Origin of the sequence: Amycolatopsis sp. CA-230715 (assembly GCF_018736145.1) — a bacterium.
Taxonomy (GTDB): domain Bacteria; phylum Actinomycetota; class Actinomycetes; order Mycobacteriales; family Pseudonocardiaceae; genus Amycolatopsis.
This window is the reverse complement of the sequence record NZ_CP059997.1, coordinates 7,056,068-7,071,655: the sequence shown is the minus strand read 5'-3', so window position 1 is coordinate 7,071,655 and position 15,588 is coordinate 7,056,068. Positions and strand designations below refer to the sequence as shown.

19 protein-coding genes are annotated in these 15,588 nt (G+C 68.6%); 10 read left to right on the top strand and 9 right to left on the bottom strand.

All coding sequences use genetic code 11. From position 1 onward, the window contains the following. Positions 1-18 precede the first annotated feature (18 nt). Positions 19-636, top strand: coding sequence for a PadR family transcriptional regulator (locus tag HUW46_RS33645; protein WP_215542778.1), 618 nt, complete (start codon positions 19-21; stop codon positions 634-636). Continuing rightward, the gene (locus HUW46_RS33640) at positions 633-2,114 is read left to right on the top strand and encodes an FAD-dependent monooxygenase (protein WP_215542777.1); all 1,482 of its coding nucleotides are present in this window, start codon (positions 633-635) and stop codon (positions 2,112-2,114) included. Before HUW46_RS33645 ends, HUW46_RS33640 begins: the two co-directional genes overlap by 4 nt. On the opposite strand, the gene HUW46_RS33635 is transcribed toward HUW46_RS33640, so the two are convergent. Further along, complete coding sequence (locus HUW46_RS33635; RefSeq protein ID WP_215542776.1) at positions 2,084-3,085, bottom strand: GlxA family transcriptional regulator; 1,002 nt, start codon at positions 3,083-3,085, stop codon at positions 2,084-2,086. The genes HUW46_RS33640 and HUW46_RS33635 overlap by 31 nt on opposite strands. 71 nt (positions 3,086-3,156) lie before the next feature. Between HUW46_RS33635 and HUW46_RS33630 the strand changes: the two genes are divergently transcribed. After that, a complete protein-coding gene (locus HUW46_RS33630) occupies positions 3,157-3,930 on the top strand; it encodes an NAD(P)H-dependent oxidoreductase (RefSeq protein ID WP_215542775.1) in 774 nt (257 codons plus the stop codon). Between the two features lie 5 nt (positions 3,931-3,935). On the opposite strand, the gene HUW46_RS33625 is transcribed toward HUW46_RS33630, so the two are convergent. Beyond that, positions 3,936-4,865: an SDR family oxidoreductase gene (locus HUW46_RS33625; RefSeq protein ID WP_215542774.1), complete on the bottom strand. Its 930-nt coding sequence runs from the start codon at positions 4,863-4,865 to the stop codon at positions 3,936-3,938. A gap of 103 nt (positions 4,866-4,968) precedes the next feature. On the opposite strand from HUW46_RS33625, the gene HUW46_RS33620 reads away from it, so the two are divergent. Further along, positions 4,969-5,649: a TetR/AcrR family transcriptional regulator gene (locus tag HUW46_RS33620; RefSeq protein WP_215542773.1), complete on the top strand. Its 681-nt coding sequence runs from the start codon at positions 4,969-4,971 to the stop codon at positions 5,647-5,649. Between the two features lie 66 nt (positions 5,650-5,715). Here HUW46_RS33620 and HUW46_RS33615 read toward each other — a convergent pair whose 3' ends face one another. Continuing rightward, entirely contained in the window at positions 5,716-6,024 is a 309-nt protein-coding gene (locus tag HUW46_RS33615) for a hypothetical protein (protein ID WP_215542772.1), read from the bottom strand. Positions 6,025-6,195: 171 nt separating this feature from the next. Here HUW46_RS33615 and HUW46_RS33610 point away from each other — a divergent pair, with 171 nt between their 5' ends. Beyond that, complete coding sequence (locus tag HUW46_RS33610; protein ID WP_215542771.1) at positions 6,196-6,384, top strand: hypothetical protein; 189 nt, start codon at positions 6,196-6,198, stop codon at positions 6,382-6,384. 54 nt (positions 6,385-6,438) lie between these two features. Here HUW46_RS33610 and HUW46_RS33605 read toward each other — a convergent pair whose 3' ends face one another. Beyond that, positions 6,439-7,095 carry a TetR/AcrR family transcriptional regulator gene (locus tag HUW46_RS33605; protein WP_215542770.1) on the bottom strand — a complete coding sequence of 219 codons (657 nt, stop codon included), beginning with the start codon at positions 7,093-7,095 and terminating at the stop codon, positions 6,439-6,441. An 80-nt stretch (positions 7,096-7,175) separates the two neighbouring features. On the opposite strand from HUW46_RS33605, the gene HUW46_RS33600 reads away from it, so the two are divergent. Together HUW46_RS33600 and HUW46_RS33595 are read left to right on the top strand one after the other, a co-directional pair. Continuing rightward, the gene (locus HUW46_RS33600) at positions 7,176-7,808 is read left to right on the top strand and encodes a DUF998 domain-containing protein (protein WP_215542769.1); all 633 of its coding nucleotides are present in this window, start codon (positions 7,176-7,178) and stop codon (positions 7,806-7,808) included. Further along, positions 7,805-8,242 carry a YdeI/OmpD-associated family protein gene (locus HUW46_RS33595; RefSeq protein WP_215542768.1) on the top strand — a complete coding sequence of 146 codons (438 nt, stop codon included), beginning with the start codon at positions 7,805-7,807 and terminating at the stop codon, positions 8,240-8,242. Before HUW46_RS33600 ends, HUW46_RS33595 begins: the two co-directional genes overlap by 4 nt. 65 nt (positions 8,243-8,307) lie before the next feature. On the opposite strand, the gene HUW46_RS33590 is transcribed toward HUW46_RS33595, so the two are convergent. Beyond that, complete coding sequence (locus tag HUW46_RS33590; RefSeq protein WP_254125137.1) at positions 8,308-9,240, bottom strand: zinc-dependent alcohol dehydrogenase; 933 nt, start codon at positions 9,238-9,240, stop codon at positions 8,308-8,310. Between the two features lie 84 nt (positions 9,241-9,324). On the opposite strand from HUW46_RS33590, the gene HUW46_RS33585 reads away from it, so the two are divergent. Beyond that, the gene (locus HUW46_RS33585) at positions 9,325-10,053 is read left to right on the top strand and encodes a TetR/AcrR family transcriptional regulator (RefSeq protein WP_254125135.1); all 729 of its coding nucleotides are present in this window, start codon (positions 9,325-9,327) and stop codon (positions 10,051-10,053) included. Between the two features lie 8 nt (positions 10,054-10,061). Here the strand turns inward: HUW46_RS33585 and HUW46_RS33580 are convergent, their stop codons facing one another. Continuing rightward, positions 10,062-11,213 carry an FAD-dependent oxidoreductase gene (locus tag HUW46_RS33580; RefSeq protein ID WP_215542767.1) on the bottom strand — a complete coding sequence of 384 codons (1,152 nt, stop codon included), beginning with the start codon at positions 11,211-11,213 and terminating at the stop codon, positions 10,062-10,064. Positions 11,214-11,333: 120 nt separating this feature from the next. Here HUW46_RS33580 and HUW46_RS33575 point away from each other — a divergent pair, with 120 nt between their 5' ends. Next, positions 11,334-11,669 carry an ArsR/SmtB family transcription factor gene (locus tag HUW46_RS33575; protein WP_215542766.1) on the top strand — a complete coding sequence of 112 codons (336 nt, stop codon included), beginning with the start codon at positions 11,334-11,336 and terminating at the stop codon, positions 11,667-11,669. Here the strand turns inward: HUW46_RS33575 and HUW46_RS33570 are convergent, their stop codons facing one another. The 3 genes from HUW46_RS33570 to HUW46_RS33560 form a co-directional block, all read right to left on the bottom strand. Then, positions 11,670-12,425, bottom strand: coding sequence for a (R)-mandelonitrile lyase (locus tag HUW46_RS33570; RefSeq protein WP_215542765.1), 756 nt, complete (start codon positions 12,423-12,425; stop codon positions 11,670-11,672). After that, complete coding sequence (locus tag HUW46_RS33565; RefSeq protein ID WP_215542764.1) at positions 12,398-13,627, bottom strand: glycosyltransferase 87 family protein; 1,230 nt, start codon at positions 13,625-13,627, stop codon at positions 12,398-12,400. Before HUW46_RS33565 ends, HUW46_RS33570 begins: the two co-directional genes overlap by 28 nt. An 81-nt stretch (positions 13,628-13,708) precedes the next feature. Further along, the gene (locus HUW46_RS33560) at positions 13,709-14,617 is read right to left on the bottom strand and encodes a MurR/RpiR family transcriptional regulator (RefSeq protein ID WP_215542763.1); all 909 of its coding nucleotides are present in this window, start codon (positions 14,615-14,617) and stop codon (positions 13,709-13,711) included. Positions 14,618-14,686: 69 nt separating this feature from the next. Between HUW46_RS33560 and HUW46_RS33555 the strand changes: the two genes are divergently transcribed. Continuing rightward, positions 14,687-15,583: an ABC transporter substrate-binding protein gene (locus HUW46_RS33555; RefSeq protein WP_215542762.1), complete on the top strand. Its 897-nt coding sequence runs from the start codon at positions 14,687-14,689 to the stop codon at positions 15,581-15,583. Positions 15,584-15,588: the final 5 nt, after the last annotated feature.

Here is a 15,588-nt window from a genome sequence, read left to right as displayed (position 1 = left end):
GACTAATAGGGAGCGACCATGCGAAAGAAGATCACCAACACGCTCGCGCTCGCCGTGCTGGGACTGCTGCACGAGAGCGCGATGCACCCCTACGAAATCGCTGCCACGCTGCGGGAACGCGGCAAGGGCAGCAGCTTCAAGATCACCACGGGCTCGCTCTACGACACGATCGGCGCGCTCGTCCGGCACGGGTGGATCGAGCCGCAGGAAACCGTGAAGGACGGCAAGCGCCCGGAGCGGACGGTCTACCGGCACACCGAGCTCGGGCACGAGGAGTTCGTCGCCTGGCTCGACGAGCTGGTGCGAGAACCGGTCGCCGAGTACCCGAAGTTCGTCGCCGCCGTGTCCTACCTCGGCGCGCTGGGTGCCGAGCGGGCCGCGGCGGCGTTGACCGAGCGAGCCGAGCACCTCGTCCAGCGCATCGAGGAAACCGAAGCCGCGCTGGCGGACACGGTCGGCGCGGGCCTGGTCCCCCGCCTGTTCATGATCGAGGCCGAGTACCAACTGCACGCCTTGGAGTCCGAATTGGACTGGACGCGCAGGACGGCGGAGGAGATCCGCGACGGCTCGCTGGCCTGGCCGATCGTCGAGCGCACCGAGGAAGGCTGGACCTGGACCGAGGGGGAAGCACCGTGACGGGCCGAGTCGTGATCGTCGGCGCCGGACCGGCCGGGCTGCTGCTGGCCGCCGAACTCCGCCTCGCCGGGATCGACACCGTGGTGCTGGAGCGGCACGCCGAACACCCGGGATTCTGCCGCGGGTTCAACCTCAACGCCCGCGCGCTCGACCTCCTCGCGCGGCGCGGGCTCGACCGGCGGTTCGTCGACGAGGGCTGGCAGGTCGGGCACGCCGCGTTCTCCGGGCTGCCGGTGACGCTCGACCTGGCGGGTACCGCGACGGATCATCCGTTCTCGCTCGGCATTCCGCAGACCAGGGTCGAGGAAATCCTGGAAGAACGCGCCATCGAACTAGGTGCCGACATCCGGCGCGGGCACGCGTTCGCCGGGCTCGACCAGGACGACGACGGCGTGACCGTGCACGTCGGCACCGGGTACCGGATCCGCGCCGAGTACGTGGTGGGCTGCGACGGCGGGCGCAGCGACGTTCGCAAGAGCGCGGGTATCGCCTTCCCCGGCACCGCGTCGACCCGGTTCACCCTGCTCGGCGACGTCGAACTGGCAGAAGAAGGCGCGCTGCCGTTCGGGATGACGGGATCCGTGTTCACCATTCCCCGGCCCGGCTACGTCCGGATCGTCACCGAGGACCCCGAACCGGACCGCGACGAACCCGTTACCCTCCAACGCTTCCAAGCCGCGCTCGACCGCGCGCTCGGGCGGCACGTCGCGGTACGCGCGCCGCGCTGGCTCACCCGTTTCGGCAACGCGGCGCGGCAGGCCGAGCAGTACGTGAAGGGTCGCGTGATCCTCGCCGGCGACGCCGCGCACATCCACCCGCCCGCAGGCGCGATCGGCGTCAACGTCGCGCTCGACGACGCGTTCAACCTCGGCTGGAAGCTCGCCGCGACGGTCAGGGGCGACGCGCCGGAGGGCTTGCTCGCGAGCTACCACGAGGAACGCCACGCGGTGGGCGTCCAGTTGCTGGCGAGCACCCGCGCGCAGGTTCTCCTCGGCGAACCCGACGGCCGGCTGGCGCCGCTGGTCGAACTGCTGACTCGCGTCGCGAGCCATCCCGGCGGGAACAGGGCGTTCACCGAAACCCTCACCGGTCTCGACACGCGCTACCCGATGCATCTCTCCGCGGAACACCCCTTGCTCGGCCGCCTCGCGCGCGACGTTCCACTGTGGACAAACAAGGGCGAAACGCGGCTGGCATCCTTGCTCACGTCCGGGCGAGGGGTGCTGATCGACCGCACCGAAGACCGCGCCTTCCTTTCCCTGGCGGAAGGCTGGCACGACCGGATCGCGCTGGTCGGCGCATCCGGGCTCGCTCCCCGCGCCGTGCTGCTCCGCCCCGACGGCCACACGGCGTGGGCCGCGCACGACGAACCGTCCGATCAGGACAGTGCGGATCTGGACAGTGCGGATCTCGAGAGTGCCCTGCGCCGCTGGCACGGCTCACCCCGTCACACCGAACTGGCCTCCGCGGCGCGGTAGCGGAACGTCGAGCGGTAGGCACTCGGCGAAACCCCGAGCGATGCCTGGAAATGCTGCCGCAGCGACGCGGCGGTGCCGAACCCGGCGTCCTCGGCCACCTTGTCGATCGGCAGCCCGGTGTCCTCGAGCAGGCGCCGGGCGCGCTCGATCCGTTGCAAGGTAAGCCATTGCACCGGTGACATGCCGACCTCCTCGCGGAACCGGCGCGTGAACGTGCGGGTGCTCATCGACTCGCGATCCGCCAGCTCGCGCAGGGTCAGCGGGCGGTCGAGGTGGTCGAGTGCCCAGGCGCGCGCCGCCGAGGTGGACGCCACCTCCGGCTGCGGCACCGGCCGCTGGATGAACTGCGCCTGCCCGCCTTCGCGGTGCGGCGACACCACGGTCCCGCGCGCGACGTCGTTGGCCACCGCGGAACCGTGATCGCACCGGATCATGTGCAGGCACAGGTCGATCCCCGAAGCGACACCCGCCGACGTCAGCACGCGGCCCTCGTCGGTGTAGAGCACGTCGGGGTCGACCGCGACGCGCGGGTACAACTCCTGGAAGAGGCACGACGACTTCCAGTGCGTGGTCGCGCGCAGGCCGTCGAGCAGGCCCGCCGCGGCGAGCACGAACGAGCCCGTGCAGATCGAGGCGATCCTGGTGCCCGGCTTGATCCGCGCGAAGGCGTCCGCGAGTTCGGGATCGAGGTCGCCGCCGGTCGCCGCGTAGTCCGCTTGCGACGCCGGGACGACCACGGTGTCCGCCTCCCCGAGCGCTTCGGGACCGTGCTCGATGGTGATCGTGAAATCGGCGTCCGTCGAAACGAAACCCGGCGCGAGCCCGCACGTCACGACCTCGTACAGGAGTTCGCCGGCGGAATCGGCCGCCTGCCCGAACAGGCGGTGCACGATGCCAAGCTCGATCGGCAGCAGGCCGTCGCGGGCGAGGACCGCGACCCGGTGCCGCCCGGGATGCACGAAAACAGTCATGGCCCGATTCTTTCACATGTTGTCTTTTCGGCCACTGGAAGCGCGCGGCCGCCGCTCGCATCCTCGAAGGCATGAAGGTGCTGTGGATATTCGCCCATCCCGAACAGCGGTCCCTGAGCGGCGCGCTCCGCGCCGAAGGGCTCCGCACGCTGCGGGAGCACGGGCACGAACACGAACTGTCCGATCTGTACGCCATGGGCTGGAACCCGGTCGTCGACGCGGGCGACTTCGCCCACGACCCGGCCGACCGGCTCATCGTCGGCTCTCGGTCCCGCCAGGCGTTCGACCGAGGCGAGCTGAGCGACGACATCCGCGCCGAACAGGAGAAGCTCGACTGGGCCGACGCCGTGATCCTGCAGTTCCCGCTGTGGTGGGCGGGAATGCCCGCGATCCTCAAGGGCTGGTTCGACCGCGTCTTCGTGAAGGGCCTGGCCTACGGAGTGCAGGACCGCGAGACCGGGAACACGTTGCGCTACGGCGAAGGCAAGCTCGCCGGCAAGCGCGCCATGATCATCGTGACGCTCGGCGCGCCCGCTTCGACGATCGGCCCGCGCGGGGTGAACGGCGAACTCGACGGGCTGCTGTTCCCGATCCAGCACGGAACCCTGTGGTACGCCGGAATGTCCGTGCTCCCGCCGCTCGCCGTCGTCGGCGCGGACCGGTTTTCCGCGCGGCAGTACGACGAAGCCGTCGAAGCGCTGCGGAAGCGGCTCGTCGCGCTGCCGTGGGAGGAGCCGATCCCGTTCCGGTACCAGAACGGGGGCGACTACGACGAACACCTCGTGCTGCGCCCGGAAATCGAGCCGGGACAGACCGGTCTCGACGTCCACCGGCTGGCCGGATGACGGGATCAGCGGACGGCGGCCGCGAGCGAGACCCCGGTGAGGCGTTCGGCCTCGGCCCACAGGCGCTCGCGCGCCGCCCCGTCCATGGCGCGCCGCGTGGGGCGGAGCCTGGTCGTGGGGCCGACGAGGCCGAACCGCCCGCCGGGGCCGTAGTAACCACCCTGCACCGCGTCGGGGCTCGTCGCCGCGAAGAGCAGCGGTTCGGTGCCTTGTTCGACCCCTTGCGAAGGCGTCACCTTGGTGGCGATCGTGAACGGGTCTACTTTGGATGGTTTGTCGCGGCCGAGTCCGGCACCGGCGGTTTGCAGGTTCGTCCTGGTGTAACCGGGATCCGCGCCGGTGCTGAGCAGGTTCCACCCGCGCTCGGTCGCCAGGTCCGCCAGGCGCAGCGTCAGCATGAGATCGGCGAGCTTGGACTGGGCGTAGGCGCCGTAGCGGTTGTAGCGGCGCTCCCAGTTCAGGTCGTCGAAGTGGATCTTGCCGAACCGCGCCATCCCGCTGGTCATGGTGGCGACCCTCGGCTCCTGCGCCGCGAGCAGCAGCGGCAGCAACCGCACGGTCAGCGCGAACGGGCCGAGGAAGTTGCTGCCGAACTGCAGCTCGAAACCGTCCTTTGTGGAGATCCGGGTTGGCGGGTGCATCACGCCCGCGTTGTTCACCAGCAGATCGAGCGGGACGCCGTCGGCGATCAGGCCGTCGGCGAACTCCCGCACCGAGGCCAGATCGGCGAGGTCGACGCGACGGACTTCGAGCCGGGCGCCGGGGTGCTTCGCCAGGATCTCTTCACGGGCTCGCTCCCCCTTCTCGGGGGTCCGGACGGCCAGCACCACGTGCGCGCCCGCGGCCGCGAGGCGGCTCGCGGCTTCCTTGCCGGTGCCGCTGTTCGACCCGGTCACCACGGCGAGTTTGCCGCCCTGATCAGGGACTTCGTACACGAGAACTCCTTCGTCGAAGTTAAAAGACCATCGGTCTGTTGTCTTCGAAGATAACAGACCACTGGTCTGATAACAAGAGACCGGCGGTCTGTAGACTGTGCCGGTGACCTCTTTCAAGCGTGCGCGCAGCGAGGAACAACGCGTCGAGCGGCGGCGCAAGATCCTCGACACCGCGGACGCGATGCTGGCCGAGATGCCGGTCTCCCAGCTGAGCCTCAACGAGCTGAGCCGCCGCGTCTGCCTGGCGAAGTCGAACGTGCTGCGCTACTTCGAATCGCGCGAGGCGGTGCTGCTCGAACTGCTCGACCGTGCGACGCGGGAATGGCTCATCGCGATCACGACGGCTTTGGAGGACGGCGTCGACGCCGAGAAGCCGCTTCGCGAACGCGGTGACCAGGTCGCGGCCGTGATGGCGGACTCGCTCGCCGCGCACCCGCGGCTGTGCGATCTCGTGAGCGCGCAGGCTTCGGTGCTGGAGCACAACGTTTCGCCCGCCGCTGTCGCGAAGTACAAGCACGCGCTCACCGACCAGTTTTCGCAGTTCGCGACGGTGCTCCTGCGCCACGTCCCCGAACTCGGCGAAGACGCGATGCGCTTCGTGGCAATGGGCGGCATGGTGGCGGGCACGATCTGGACGCACGCGCGGCCGTCCGCGGCGGTGCTGGCCGCTTACGAGGCGGATCCCGAGCTGGCCGCTTGGCGGATCGATTTCGTTTCCACGCTACGGGAAACACTGTCGGTTCTGCTGACGGGATTTCTCGCCCGTTCTGCTGGCACGCGATAAGAAGGGCCCACCGCGGATGCGGCAGGCCCCCGTGGCTACTTCGTCAGCGGAAAAGCGAAGAAACCATCACGCGAAGTCGTAGCTCACCCACAGGTCCCAGGCATTCGAAGGTTCCGACGGCGAGCAGTAGTAGTCGACCCAGTCACCGTTGCGCTGTCCGCTGGCGCCGACGTCGAGGCAGCGGTCTTGCGTTCCGTACGTGCCTTCGAGAACGTATCCCTCCCGCTCAGCGGTTTGGGCGCTGAAACCCGCCGAAGGGCCGGGCGCCGCCTCCGCGCTGGCACCCGCGACGCCGATGCAGCCGACGGCTAGGAAAGCGGCCGCCGAAACGCGGAACACGGTGCGCGAACACAACCGAATGGGCTTTTTCACCATGACGAAATTCCAATCTTGTGAATTGGTTCTTCTCGGTGTGATGTTGTTGCCCTGGACACCCGCAGCGTACGAAGTTCCGCCGGGACCAGTCCCCGTGCCGAGTTGGGGACCAGTCCCGTTCCGCTGGCGATACCGTGCCGCCACCGGAATGCCGAGGCCGGGAGAGCGCCGATGCCTACCCCTTCATCACCCGGATTCGTTCCCCGCGCGGCACGCGTCCAGTTGACGGTGCTCGGCATACTGAGCTGCTTTTCGCTGTGGCCGGTCATCTTCGTGCTCCCGGCGATCGCGCTCCAGTTTTCCGCACCCAGCAAGGCGTGGTTCGACCTGCCGGAGGACCCGGGGGGCGAGCAGCACTGACCGGGGGCTACCCGACAACCGGAACAGGTACCTGCCCGGCTCGCGCACGGTCGGTCATGAGCGCGGTCCCTGGTTGACGACCGTGGTGGGGCGGTAGGCCGCGAGGAACACCCGGACCCCTTCGTCGGCCATCCGATCCAGGTCCTCTGCGGTGAACCCGGTGTCGTCGCCCACGAACATCGCCTTGTCCAACGGCGTTCCCAGGATCAGGAACGCGAAGTGCTTCGCCGCCAGGTCCGGGTCTGCCACCGCGAGCAGGCCCCGGTCGTGGAGCCGCTTCAACTCCGGCGCCAACGCGGTGAGGACGCGTTCAGGCACCTTCTCGTAGTAGGCGCGAGCCAGCTCCGGAAACCGCGTCGACTCACCGATCAGCAGTCGGCGCATCTGCAGCACCTGCGGGCGCATCACCACCTGGATGTACTGGCGGCCCAGGGTGTGCAGGTCCGCGGCCAGGTCCTCGGTGTCGCGCAGGGTGTCGCCGACCGAGCGGAGGAAGTCCTCGACCGTGCCGACCACGCCCATGATGATGTCGTGGAACAGGCGCTCCTTGTCGGTGAAGTTCTTGTACACGGTCTGCTTGGACACCGCAGCCAGCGCCGCGATCTCGTCCATGCTCGTGCCCTGGTAGCCGTTGCGCAGGAACTGCGTCGCCGCCGCTTCCATGATCGATCGGCGTTTGCGGGCTGAGCGGCCTTCCTCGGTCACGGTCATCTCGAACCTCCTGCGGGGATAGTACTGGACGGGTCAGTACCCGACTAGTACTGTACGGTCTAGTACCGAAGGAGGAAGGCATGGCATCCGCCGCACCGACCTGTGATCCAGCCACCCGGGTCACCCGATCCCTGCTGGGCTACGGCATCATCGCCGGCCCGTTCTACGTCGTCGTCTCGCTTGTGCAGGCACTCACCCGGCCTGGGTTCGACCTGACCCGGCACGAGTGGAGCTTGCTCGCGACCGGGCCGTCGGGGTGGATCCAGGTCGTCAATGTCGTGATGAGCGGTTTGATGGTGGTCGCCGGCGCGGCCGGGGTCCGTCGGACCGGCTTGAAATGGGGATCCGTCTTGCTGGCCGGCTACGGCATCGGCCTGGTCTGCGCCGGGGTGTTCGCCGCCGACCCTGCCGACGGGTTCCCGCTCGGCACACCCGCTGGCCGTGCCACATCGGTGTCGTGGCACGGGATGCTGCACCTCGTCGTCGCTGGTGTCGGGTTCCTGTGTCTGATCGCGGCGTGTTTCGTGCTGGCGCGTACGGTCCTGCCGTGGTTCTCTCGAATCACCGGCGTGGTGTTCTTCGCTTCGTTCGCCGGAATAGCGTCGGGGGCCGGGAACGTGGCGCTCAACCTGGCCTTCACCGCCGCGGTCGTGCTGGCTTCGGTGTGGCTGTCGGTTGTCTCGCTGCGGTTGTACCGAGGAGAAGCGCGATGAAGTTCCGTACGACGATCGAGCTCAACGGCAAGACCGCGACCGGTTTCGCCGTCCCCGACGAGGTGGTCGACAGCCTGGACACGGGCAAGAGGCCGGCGGTGACGGTGACCATCAAAGGGTTCACCTATCGCACGACCGTGGCCAGGATGAACGGTCGCTACCTGATCCCGTTGAACGCCGACAACCGCACGGCCTGCGGGGTGGCGGCGGGAGACGAGGTCGACGTGCGGATCGAACTGGACACCGAACCCCGGGTCGTGGCGGTTCCCCCGGACTTCGCGGCCGCGCTCGATCACGCCGGGATCCGGGCCGCGTTCGACAAGATGGCCTACACGCACCGGAAGGAATGGGTGCGGTCGATCGAGGACGCCAAAACGGATGCCACCCGCCAGCGCCGGATCGACAAGGCGATCGACGCGATCAAGACGAAGTGATCACCGCGTCGTAGCCGGCATCCAGGACCACCCTCGGTGGCTGCTCACCCTGGCTTTGCCCGTGGTCAAGGGTGGAGGACGACCTTGATGGCTCCAGAAGCCCGGTCGCCCGCCACGCGGAAGGCCTCGGCGGCGTCGTCCAACGGGAAGCGGTGGGTGATCACGGTCTTCGCGATCTCGGGGTTCCCGGCGAGCAGCGCCGCGGCCTGCTCGGTGTCGCGGACGCCGTCGTGCCTGCTGTACGCGATGGAGTTGACGTAGCTGAGTTCCTTGACCAGGCTGGGAATCCCCGGCACGGGAACGGTTCGCTGATACACCCCCATGAGCACGATCCGGCCGCCGGGACGCGCTAGATCGGCGCACCTGGCGAGGCCCTCCTCGCTGCCCGCGGCGTCGATCACGACGTCGTAGACCCCGGACACCTCACCGGCTTCGAGGCGTTCCGCGGCAACCCTTTGCTGCTGGTGGCGCACCTCGACGTCGACGTCGAACCCGCGCTGGCGCGCCGTTGCCGCGGCGAGCAGCCCGATGCTGCCGCCGCCGACGACCGCCACCCGCTCGCCCGGTTCGAGCGACGCGCTGCGGACACCGTGCCCGGCGACCGCCGCGGGCTCCACGAGGCAGGCGTCGCGCACGTCCAGACCGGACGGAAGGGGGACGAGCATGTCCTCGGAAACCGTTACGGCATCGCACATACCGCCGTCGCGGAAGATGCCGAGCGTGCCGTGCTCCGGTGCGGCACACCGCTGGACGTGGCCGGTGCGGCATTGCCCGCACTGTCCGCAGTAGACCGTGGGTTCGACGGCGCAGGACCGGCCGTCGGCGGTCGTGCCCGCGAACTCGTGGCCGTAGGTGAAGCCCTGCACGCCGCCCGCCACGAAGCCGACGTCGGTCCCGCAGACGCCCACCGAGGCGACGGAGAGGCGGATCCCAGGACCTTCCGGCTCCTCGGCCTCGGCCACGAGGATGCCCTGATCGGTGTTGCGTACGGCGCGCATGGTGAACCCCTTCAGCGACTGTTATGCGAACAACGTTAACTTATACTAAGTGATAGATGTTCGCATAGCCCTTATCCTTGTCCGGTGCAGGAACCACCGGAGTTACCTCGACCTGGCACGGCGGCATGGTGGCTGGCCAGGGAAGAAGAACCCGCGCGGCAGCGGCGGCGCCGATCGCTGACCCTCGACGGCATCCTCGACGCGTCCATGGCCCTGCTCGACGCACGCGGTGCCGCCGCGCTGACCATGCGCAACGTCGCCGACGAGCTCGGCTGCACGCAGGCATCGCTCTACCGCCACGTGCGCAACCGCGAGGAACTCGTGACGCTGCTCGTCGACCGGGCGGTCCACGTCGCGAGCGCCGCTCCCCCCGAGGACGCGGATTGGGCCGAGAAGGCGGCGTGGTCCGCACGCCGCTTCCGCGCGCACCTGCGCCGACATCCGGGCGTGGCCTCGCTCCTTCGCGGAACCGAGCGGCTCGGCCCCAATTCATTGGCGGGGATGGAATACGCGCTCGGACTGTTCATCGACGCGGGCCTCAGCCCCCGGCGCGCGTCCGCCGCCGCGTCGTCACTGGCCACCTTCGTGATCGGCTCGGTGCACTTCAACCTGGGACTCGACACGCGGGATCCGCAAGAGCGCCGTCACCGGCGACAGCTCTACCGCTCACGCGACGCCGCGGCCTTTCCGTTGCTCGTCGACCATGCCGACGTCCTCGCGGATGTCGGCAGCGACGAAGAGTTCGAGGTCGGGCTCACCGCGTTGTTGACCGGATTCGCCGCCCTGATCGGAAAAGCGGACCCCGCCCGCTAGCGTCTCCGCTACCCGGTCTTCGCGTTCGCGGTTTCGCGAGCGGTGATCCGGTTCGCGCGACCGATCGCGCGGCCCACCGTGTTGCGCACCACGAGGCCTCGCCGGGTGCTGGGCACCATGAGTCTGGAGAGCAGGCCGACGCGTCGCTGCCGTGGTCGCACTTCGCGGCGGAGCCGCGACTCGTAAGCGGCGAAGGCGCGGGCGTGATCGCCGTGATGGGAGGCGAGTTCTTCCGCCAGGGCATACGCTCCCGCCATCGCCATGCTGGACCCGTCGCCCAGCAGGGCGGTGGCCGCCGCCGCGTCCCCGAGCAGTACGACCCGTCCGCGCGACCACGAGGGCATCCGGACGGTCGTCAGGGGGTCGAAGAACGGGGCCGGGTGGTCGAGGTACGCCGCCACCAGTTCCGGCGCCCGCCACCGCACGTCGGCGTACGCGTCGGCCACGGTTTGCTTGTGGAGAGCGATGTTCTTGCGATCGTGGGGCGCGGGCCGGGCGGGCCGGAAGGTGAAGATCGCGAGCGGCGTGGTGCGCGAGGGGTGGACGACCAGCATCCGGTTCGGCGCGGTCAGCATCGTCAGCTCGCTCGGGTCGTCGATGGCGTCGGGTTCCAGCGGGACGGTCGCGCCGTAGAGACCCAGGTCGCGCACGAACCGCCGCTCGGGCCCGAACACCAGACGCCGGATGGTGGAGTGCATCCCGTCGGCACCGATCACCAATTCGAAACGCCGTGGCGCGGACCGTCGAAAGGTGACGTCGACTCCGCCTTCGTCCTGATCGAGTGCGGTGACCGTGTCGTCGAACACGAACTCGGCATCGCCCCGCGCCGACCGGTGGAGCACCTCGGACAGGTCGGCCCTGGTCACCTCGACCGTCGGCGCCCCTCCCGAGGAGGAGGGAAGGCGCAGGACTCGGTTGCCCGCCGGGTCGAGCAGGGTCAGCGACCGGTTGCGGGTGGCGAGTTCGCGCAGCCGCGGAAGAATGCCCATCCGCTCGGCGACCGGTGTCGCGGGCACCTTCACGACGACCGCGCTGCCACCGGAGCGCAGCCGCCGGGCCTGCTCGACGACGGTCGGCCGGTATCCGTTCCGGGCGAGCCAGTACGCGAGCGCGGGCCCGGCGATTCCGGCGCCGACTATCAGCACCTCGGGCTTCTGCATGACAAGACCTCTCGAAGCGTCGACGACCGCGTTCCCAGCCGCCTAGGTACGATGGATTTCGTACTCGAAGGAGAACACATCACCGAGGTACGATGCAAGACGTACCTGAAGGAGGTGTCCGTGGCTGGAACGAACCTGGCCGGTCCCGAGGTCGACGCGCTCGATCTGGGCGTGGTGCTTCGCGCTCTCGCTGACGAGCACCGTCGTTCGGTGATGACGGAGCTGGCCGCCGACCACACCGACAGCGAGCGAGGTTGCAACTCGTTCGCTCTCCCGATCTCGAAGCAGACCCAGACCCACCACTTCCGGGTCCTGCGCGAAGCAGGCCTCATCGACGAGATCGACTACGGCAACCGCAAGGGCATCCGCCTACGACGCACGGACGTCGAGAGCAGGTTTCCCGGACTGCTCGCACTCCTGGAAGCCGAACACGGGGATGATGCCGCTCCTCGCTGACTAAGTGGTGGGGAATTCGATCTCGGCGGTCTGCCCGGCATTGAGCAGGAAGTAGCCGAGGAACGTGACGCCGTCGTCCTGTGCGTCGAAACGCGCTATGCGAACGTCTTTCGGCTCGTAGAACACATCGCCGGGGCCAAGCGCGGCAGGCGCCTCCCCTTCGATTTGGTATATGACTGAGCCGCGTTCGATGTTGCCGAAGACGGGGGTGTTGTGCACGTGCAGTCCCGCCGCGCAGCCCGGCGCGATCGTGATGCGGCGGATCTCGACACCGTGGAGTTCCTGCGGTGCCGCCAGCGACTGGTCGAGCAGAACCGTGCGGGTTATCGGCGTTTCGGCGGAATGCTCGCCTGAACGGTATTCCGCCTCGGTCACGGGATCTCCGAGTTCGGCCGCGGAGCCGTCTTCCGGGAGTTCTTCGATCGCGAGATGAGTCATCGCGGTACCGGGAGCGGCGCCGTGCCAATGCCATTCGCCGGGTTCGATGCGCACGGCATCGCCGACCCGGATCGCCTCGACCGGCCCGCCGCGGCGCTGCACGAGCCCGGTGCCGTCGATGACGACGAGGGTCTGGCCGAGGGGGTGCCGGTGCCATGCCGTGCGGGCACCCGCGGCGAAGGTGACGCGGTCGATCTGCGCTCGCGACGGGGATTCGGCGCTGGCGATCGGTTCGATCCACGCATCGCCGGTGATCCATTCGTCCGGAGCAGGGGCCGCGGTGACTGTAGTCAGGATTCGTACACCCGCAGTGTACATACTAATAGGTACAGAGCAAGCGGTCCGCGTTCGCGACGGCGAACCAGCCGGTGGGCAGCCACCGAAAGCACCGCGAGCGCGAGCAACGGGTAGGTGTTGACCAGGACGTGCTGCCAGCTCGCCCACGGCCCTTCGGCAGGCGTCAGGATCTGCGGGCCGAGCAGGAGCAGCGCGGTGCACGCGATGAGCGCGTAGCAGCCGCTTTTCCTTGCCGTCGCTGAACTTCCGGTGACCGCGAACGCCACCAGCGCGGGTGCGACCCACACCCAGTGCGCGCTCCAGGACAGCGGCGAAACCAGCAGCGCGAATGCCGCGTTGGTCAGCATCGACCATCCGGCGCCCACCCTGCGCATGATCACCACCGAGGTCACCAGGACCAGTGCCAGCAGCGCGAACCAGACCGCGCGGTGCCAGCCGTCCGGCAGGCCGAGCCGGTTCAGCCCGGCCGCGATGGACTGGTTGTCGCGGTTGACGATCGACGCCGGACCGGAAAGCACGCCGCCGAACCAGAACCGGACCGACTCCCCCGGCGTGCACACGAACATGAGCGCCGCGGACGACGCTGCCGTCACCGTGGCGATAACGGCGGCGCGGAAGTCCTTGCGCACCAAGAAGAACAGCACGAACGCGGCCGGCGTGATCTTGACCGCCGCCGCGAGCCCGACCAGCAGGCCGCGTGGCCACTTCGGACTCTTCACCAGGCAGTCGGCCGCGACCAGTGCCATCAGCCACAGGTTCACCTGACCCTGCCCGATCGTGTTGCGGACCGGCTCCAGCAGCACCAGCACGGGCATGGCCACCACCGTGACGTGCAGGCAACCGGCGACACCACCTCGCGGCCACACCGCGCGCAGCACGGCGAAGCAGGTGAAAGCCAGGCAAGCCACCGAAATCGCCACGCTCAGGATCGCGGCGACCGGGAACGGCAGCGCCGCGAATACCGAAAGCGGGAGCAGCGCGAACGGCGGGTAGATGAACCCCGGAGTTCCACCCGCATAGGTTCCCGGCAACTGGCCATAGGGATCCGAGCCGCGCCACCAGGCATTTACGCCTTCGTAAAAGCTGTGCAAATCACCGAAACGGCTGCGGTAGGCGAGATCCAGCAACCCCAGCAGCACGAGCACGAGCAGCCCGGCCACCACGACCGTCCGCCGCGAAACCGTTGCGGCGCCAGGGAAGGACAGCACTCGATGGTCGATCATGCCCAGCTAGACGGCGGCACCGCGGAAATGGTTCTCAATGCGGAGTGATCCGCATCACCTTTCCATTCCTGACTGATTCGGCTATTCGCCCGCGCGGGAAAACGTGGCCCGCGACGCCGTGGACCGGTTCAGCGGCACGTCCATGTTGCCGTCGACGATCTCGGCGCGCAGGCGGTTGGTGGTCTTCCAGCCGTCCAGTGCCCGGTCCGGGTCGAGGGCGGCGACGGCGAGCAGCAGCGCTTCGACGACGAGGAGGTGCCCGATCTGGCTGCTGGGCAACACGTTCTCGGTCGACGGCGTGACCAGCACGGTGGTCACCCTATCCGCGAAGTGGCTGGCGAGCACCTCGGTGATCAGCACGATCGGGCAGCCGATCCTGGTCGCTTCGCTGATCGCGACGTCGTGCTCGCGCACGTGCCGCAGCGGCGCGATGAGCACGAGCGCCGAGTCGGGCGCGAGCTGGCCGAGTTCGTCGGCGAAGTTGTACCCCGTCAGTCCAGTGGCGGCGGCGATCCTGCCGATCCGGCGGAGGCCGAGCGCCAGCGAGTCGGCGATCGGATGCGCGGACCCGTAACCGGCGATCACCGTGCGCGAAGCGTCCGCGAGAATCCGGGCCGCTGCCTCGAACGTCTCGGTGGGGAGCGTGCGCGGCAGGGAACGCGCGAGTTGCGCGGCGTCGAGGCTCATCTTGGTGAGGAGCTGGTTGCTGTCGTCCGACTGGGTCAGCCGGTCCGCCAGCGCCTGCTCCGGATCGCGAGCCGGGTTGAGCAAATCCGCCGCGGCACGGCGAAGTTCCCCGAGTCCGGCATAGCCGAGCTGCTTGACGGTGCGGATGACCGTCGCGTCGCTGACCTCAGCGCGGCGGGCGATCTCCTGCGCGGAGAACACCGAAGCCTCGGCGGGGTGCAGGGCGAAGAAGTCGACCACGCGCAAACCGCTCGCGCCCAGCTGGTTCCGGACCTGGGCGATCCGTTTCGTCAACGACTCCATCTAGTCACCACTAGACATTCGTGAGTTCATGAAGTACACACTACATCATCCGGTTTCGGAGGTGATGCAATGCGACGAACTCCCTGGTCGATCGTGTGTCTGCTGGTGCTGGCACTGGCACCGGCGGGATGCGGGCTGAGTTCGGCGGGCCCGGCGGACCCCGCGCTGCTGGCCAGGCCGCACGGCCGGTGCGATCCGGCACTGGCCGCGACCCTGCCCGCTCCGGTGCGCGAACGCGGCACGGTCGGCGTCGCGATGGTGCCGCACACGCCGCCGATGGCCTACCACGCCGAAGACAACGAGACCATCGTCGGCCTCGACCGCGACATGAGCCAGGCGATCGCCGACGTGTTCTGCCTGACCGCGAAGCCGATCCCGACCAGCCTGGACGCGATCGTGCCCGGGTTGGCCGCCGGGCGGTACGACATGGTGCTCGCCTCCCTCAGCCCCACCGAGGAACGGCGGAAGAACGCGGACTTCGTCACCTACTACAACGGCGGGCAGGGTTTCCTCGTCCGGACCGGCACGGACTACCCGGTCCGCGACTACCTCGACCTCTGCGGGCGCAAGGTCGGCGTGATCATCGGGTCCGTCCAACAAGGACAGTTGGACCAGGCGGCAGGTGTCTGCGCCCGTGCGGGAAAGCCCGACTGGCAGCTCAACCTCTTCCCCGACGGGAGCGCCTCGGTGCTCGCGCTCCGGAGCAGGCGCATCGATGTCCTGTACTTCTCCATTTCGCTGACGAAGTACGTGGCGAACACGTCACCGACGCTGTTCCACCTCGCCGGTCAGTACAAGCGCTCCCTCGTCGCGGTGGGGCTCGCCAAGAACTCGCCGTTGACCGTCCCGGTCCACGAAGCCGTCCAGAAGCTGATGGCCGACGGCACCTACCGCAAGATCCTGGAGAAGTGGAGCCTGCAGGACAACGACCTGAAGACCGCTGAAATCCTGAAGGGAAGGTCGTGACCACG

Excerpts from the sequence above, each read along its gene's own strand:
- HUW46_RS33645 (WP_215542778.1), top strand. The coding sequence starts at position 19 with ATGCGAAAGAAGATCACCAACACGCTCGCGCTCGCCGTGCTGGGACTG.
- HUW46_RS33635 (WP_215542776.1), bottom strand. The coding sequence starts at position 3,085 with ATGACTGTTTTCGTGCATCCCGGGCGGCACCGGGTCGCGGTCCTCGCC.
- HUW46_RS33630 (WP_215542775.1), top strand. The coding sequence starts at position 3,157 with ATGAAGGTGCTGTGGATATTCGCCCATCCCGAACAGCGGTCCCTGAGC.
- HUW46_RS33615 (WP_215542772.1), bottom strand. The coding sequence starts at position 6,024 with ATGGTGAAAAAGCCCATTCGGTTGTGTTCGCGCACCGTGTTCCGCGTT.
- HUW46_RS33610 (WP_215542771.1), top strand. The coding sequence starts at position 6,196 with ATGCCTACCCCTTCATCACCCGGATTCGTTCCCCGCGCGGCACGCGTC.
- HUW46_RS33605 (WP_215542770.1), bottom strand. The coding sequence starts at position 7,095 with ATGACCGTGACCGAGGAAGGCCGCTCAGCCCGCAAACGCCGATCGATC.
- HUW46_RS33600 (WP_215542769.1), top strand. The coding sequence starts at position 7,176 with ATGGCATCCGCCGCACCGACCTGTGATCCAGCCACCCGGGTCACCCGA.
- HUW46_RS33595 (WP_215542768.1), top strand. The coding sequence starts at position 7,805 with ATGAAGTTCCGTACGACGATCGAGCTCAACGGCAAGACCGCGACCGGT.
- HUW46_RS33590 (WP_254125137.1), bottom strand. The coding sequence starts at position 9,240 with ATGCGCGCCGTACGCAACACCGATCAGGGCATCCTCGTGGCCGAGGCC.
- HUW46_RS33580 (WP_215542767.1), bottom strand. The coding sequence starts at position 11,213 with ATGCAGAAGCCCGAGGTGCTGATAGTCGGCGCCGGAATCGCCGGGCCC.
- HUW46_RS33570 (WP_215542765.1), bottom strand. The coding sequence starts at position 12,425 with ATGTACACTGCGGGTGTACGAATCCTGACTACAGTCACCGCGGCCCCT.
- HUW46_RS33565 (WP_215542764.1), bottom strand. The coding sequence starts at position 13,627 with ATGATCGACCATCGAGTGCTGTCCTTCCCTGGCGCCGCAACGGTTTCG.
- HUW46_RS33560 (WP_215542763.1), bottom strand. The coding sequence starts at position 14,617 with ATGGAGTCGTTGACGAAACGGATCGCCCAGGTCCGGAACCAGCTGGGC.
- HUW46_RS33555 (WP_215542762.1), top strand. The coding sequence starts at position 14,687 with ATGCGACGAACTCCCTGGTCGATCGTGTGTCTGCTGGTGCTGGCACTG.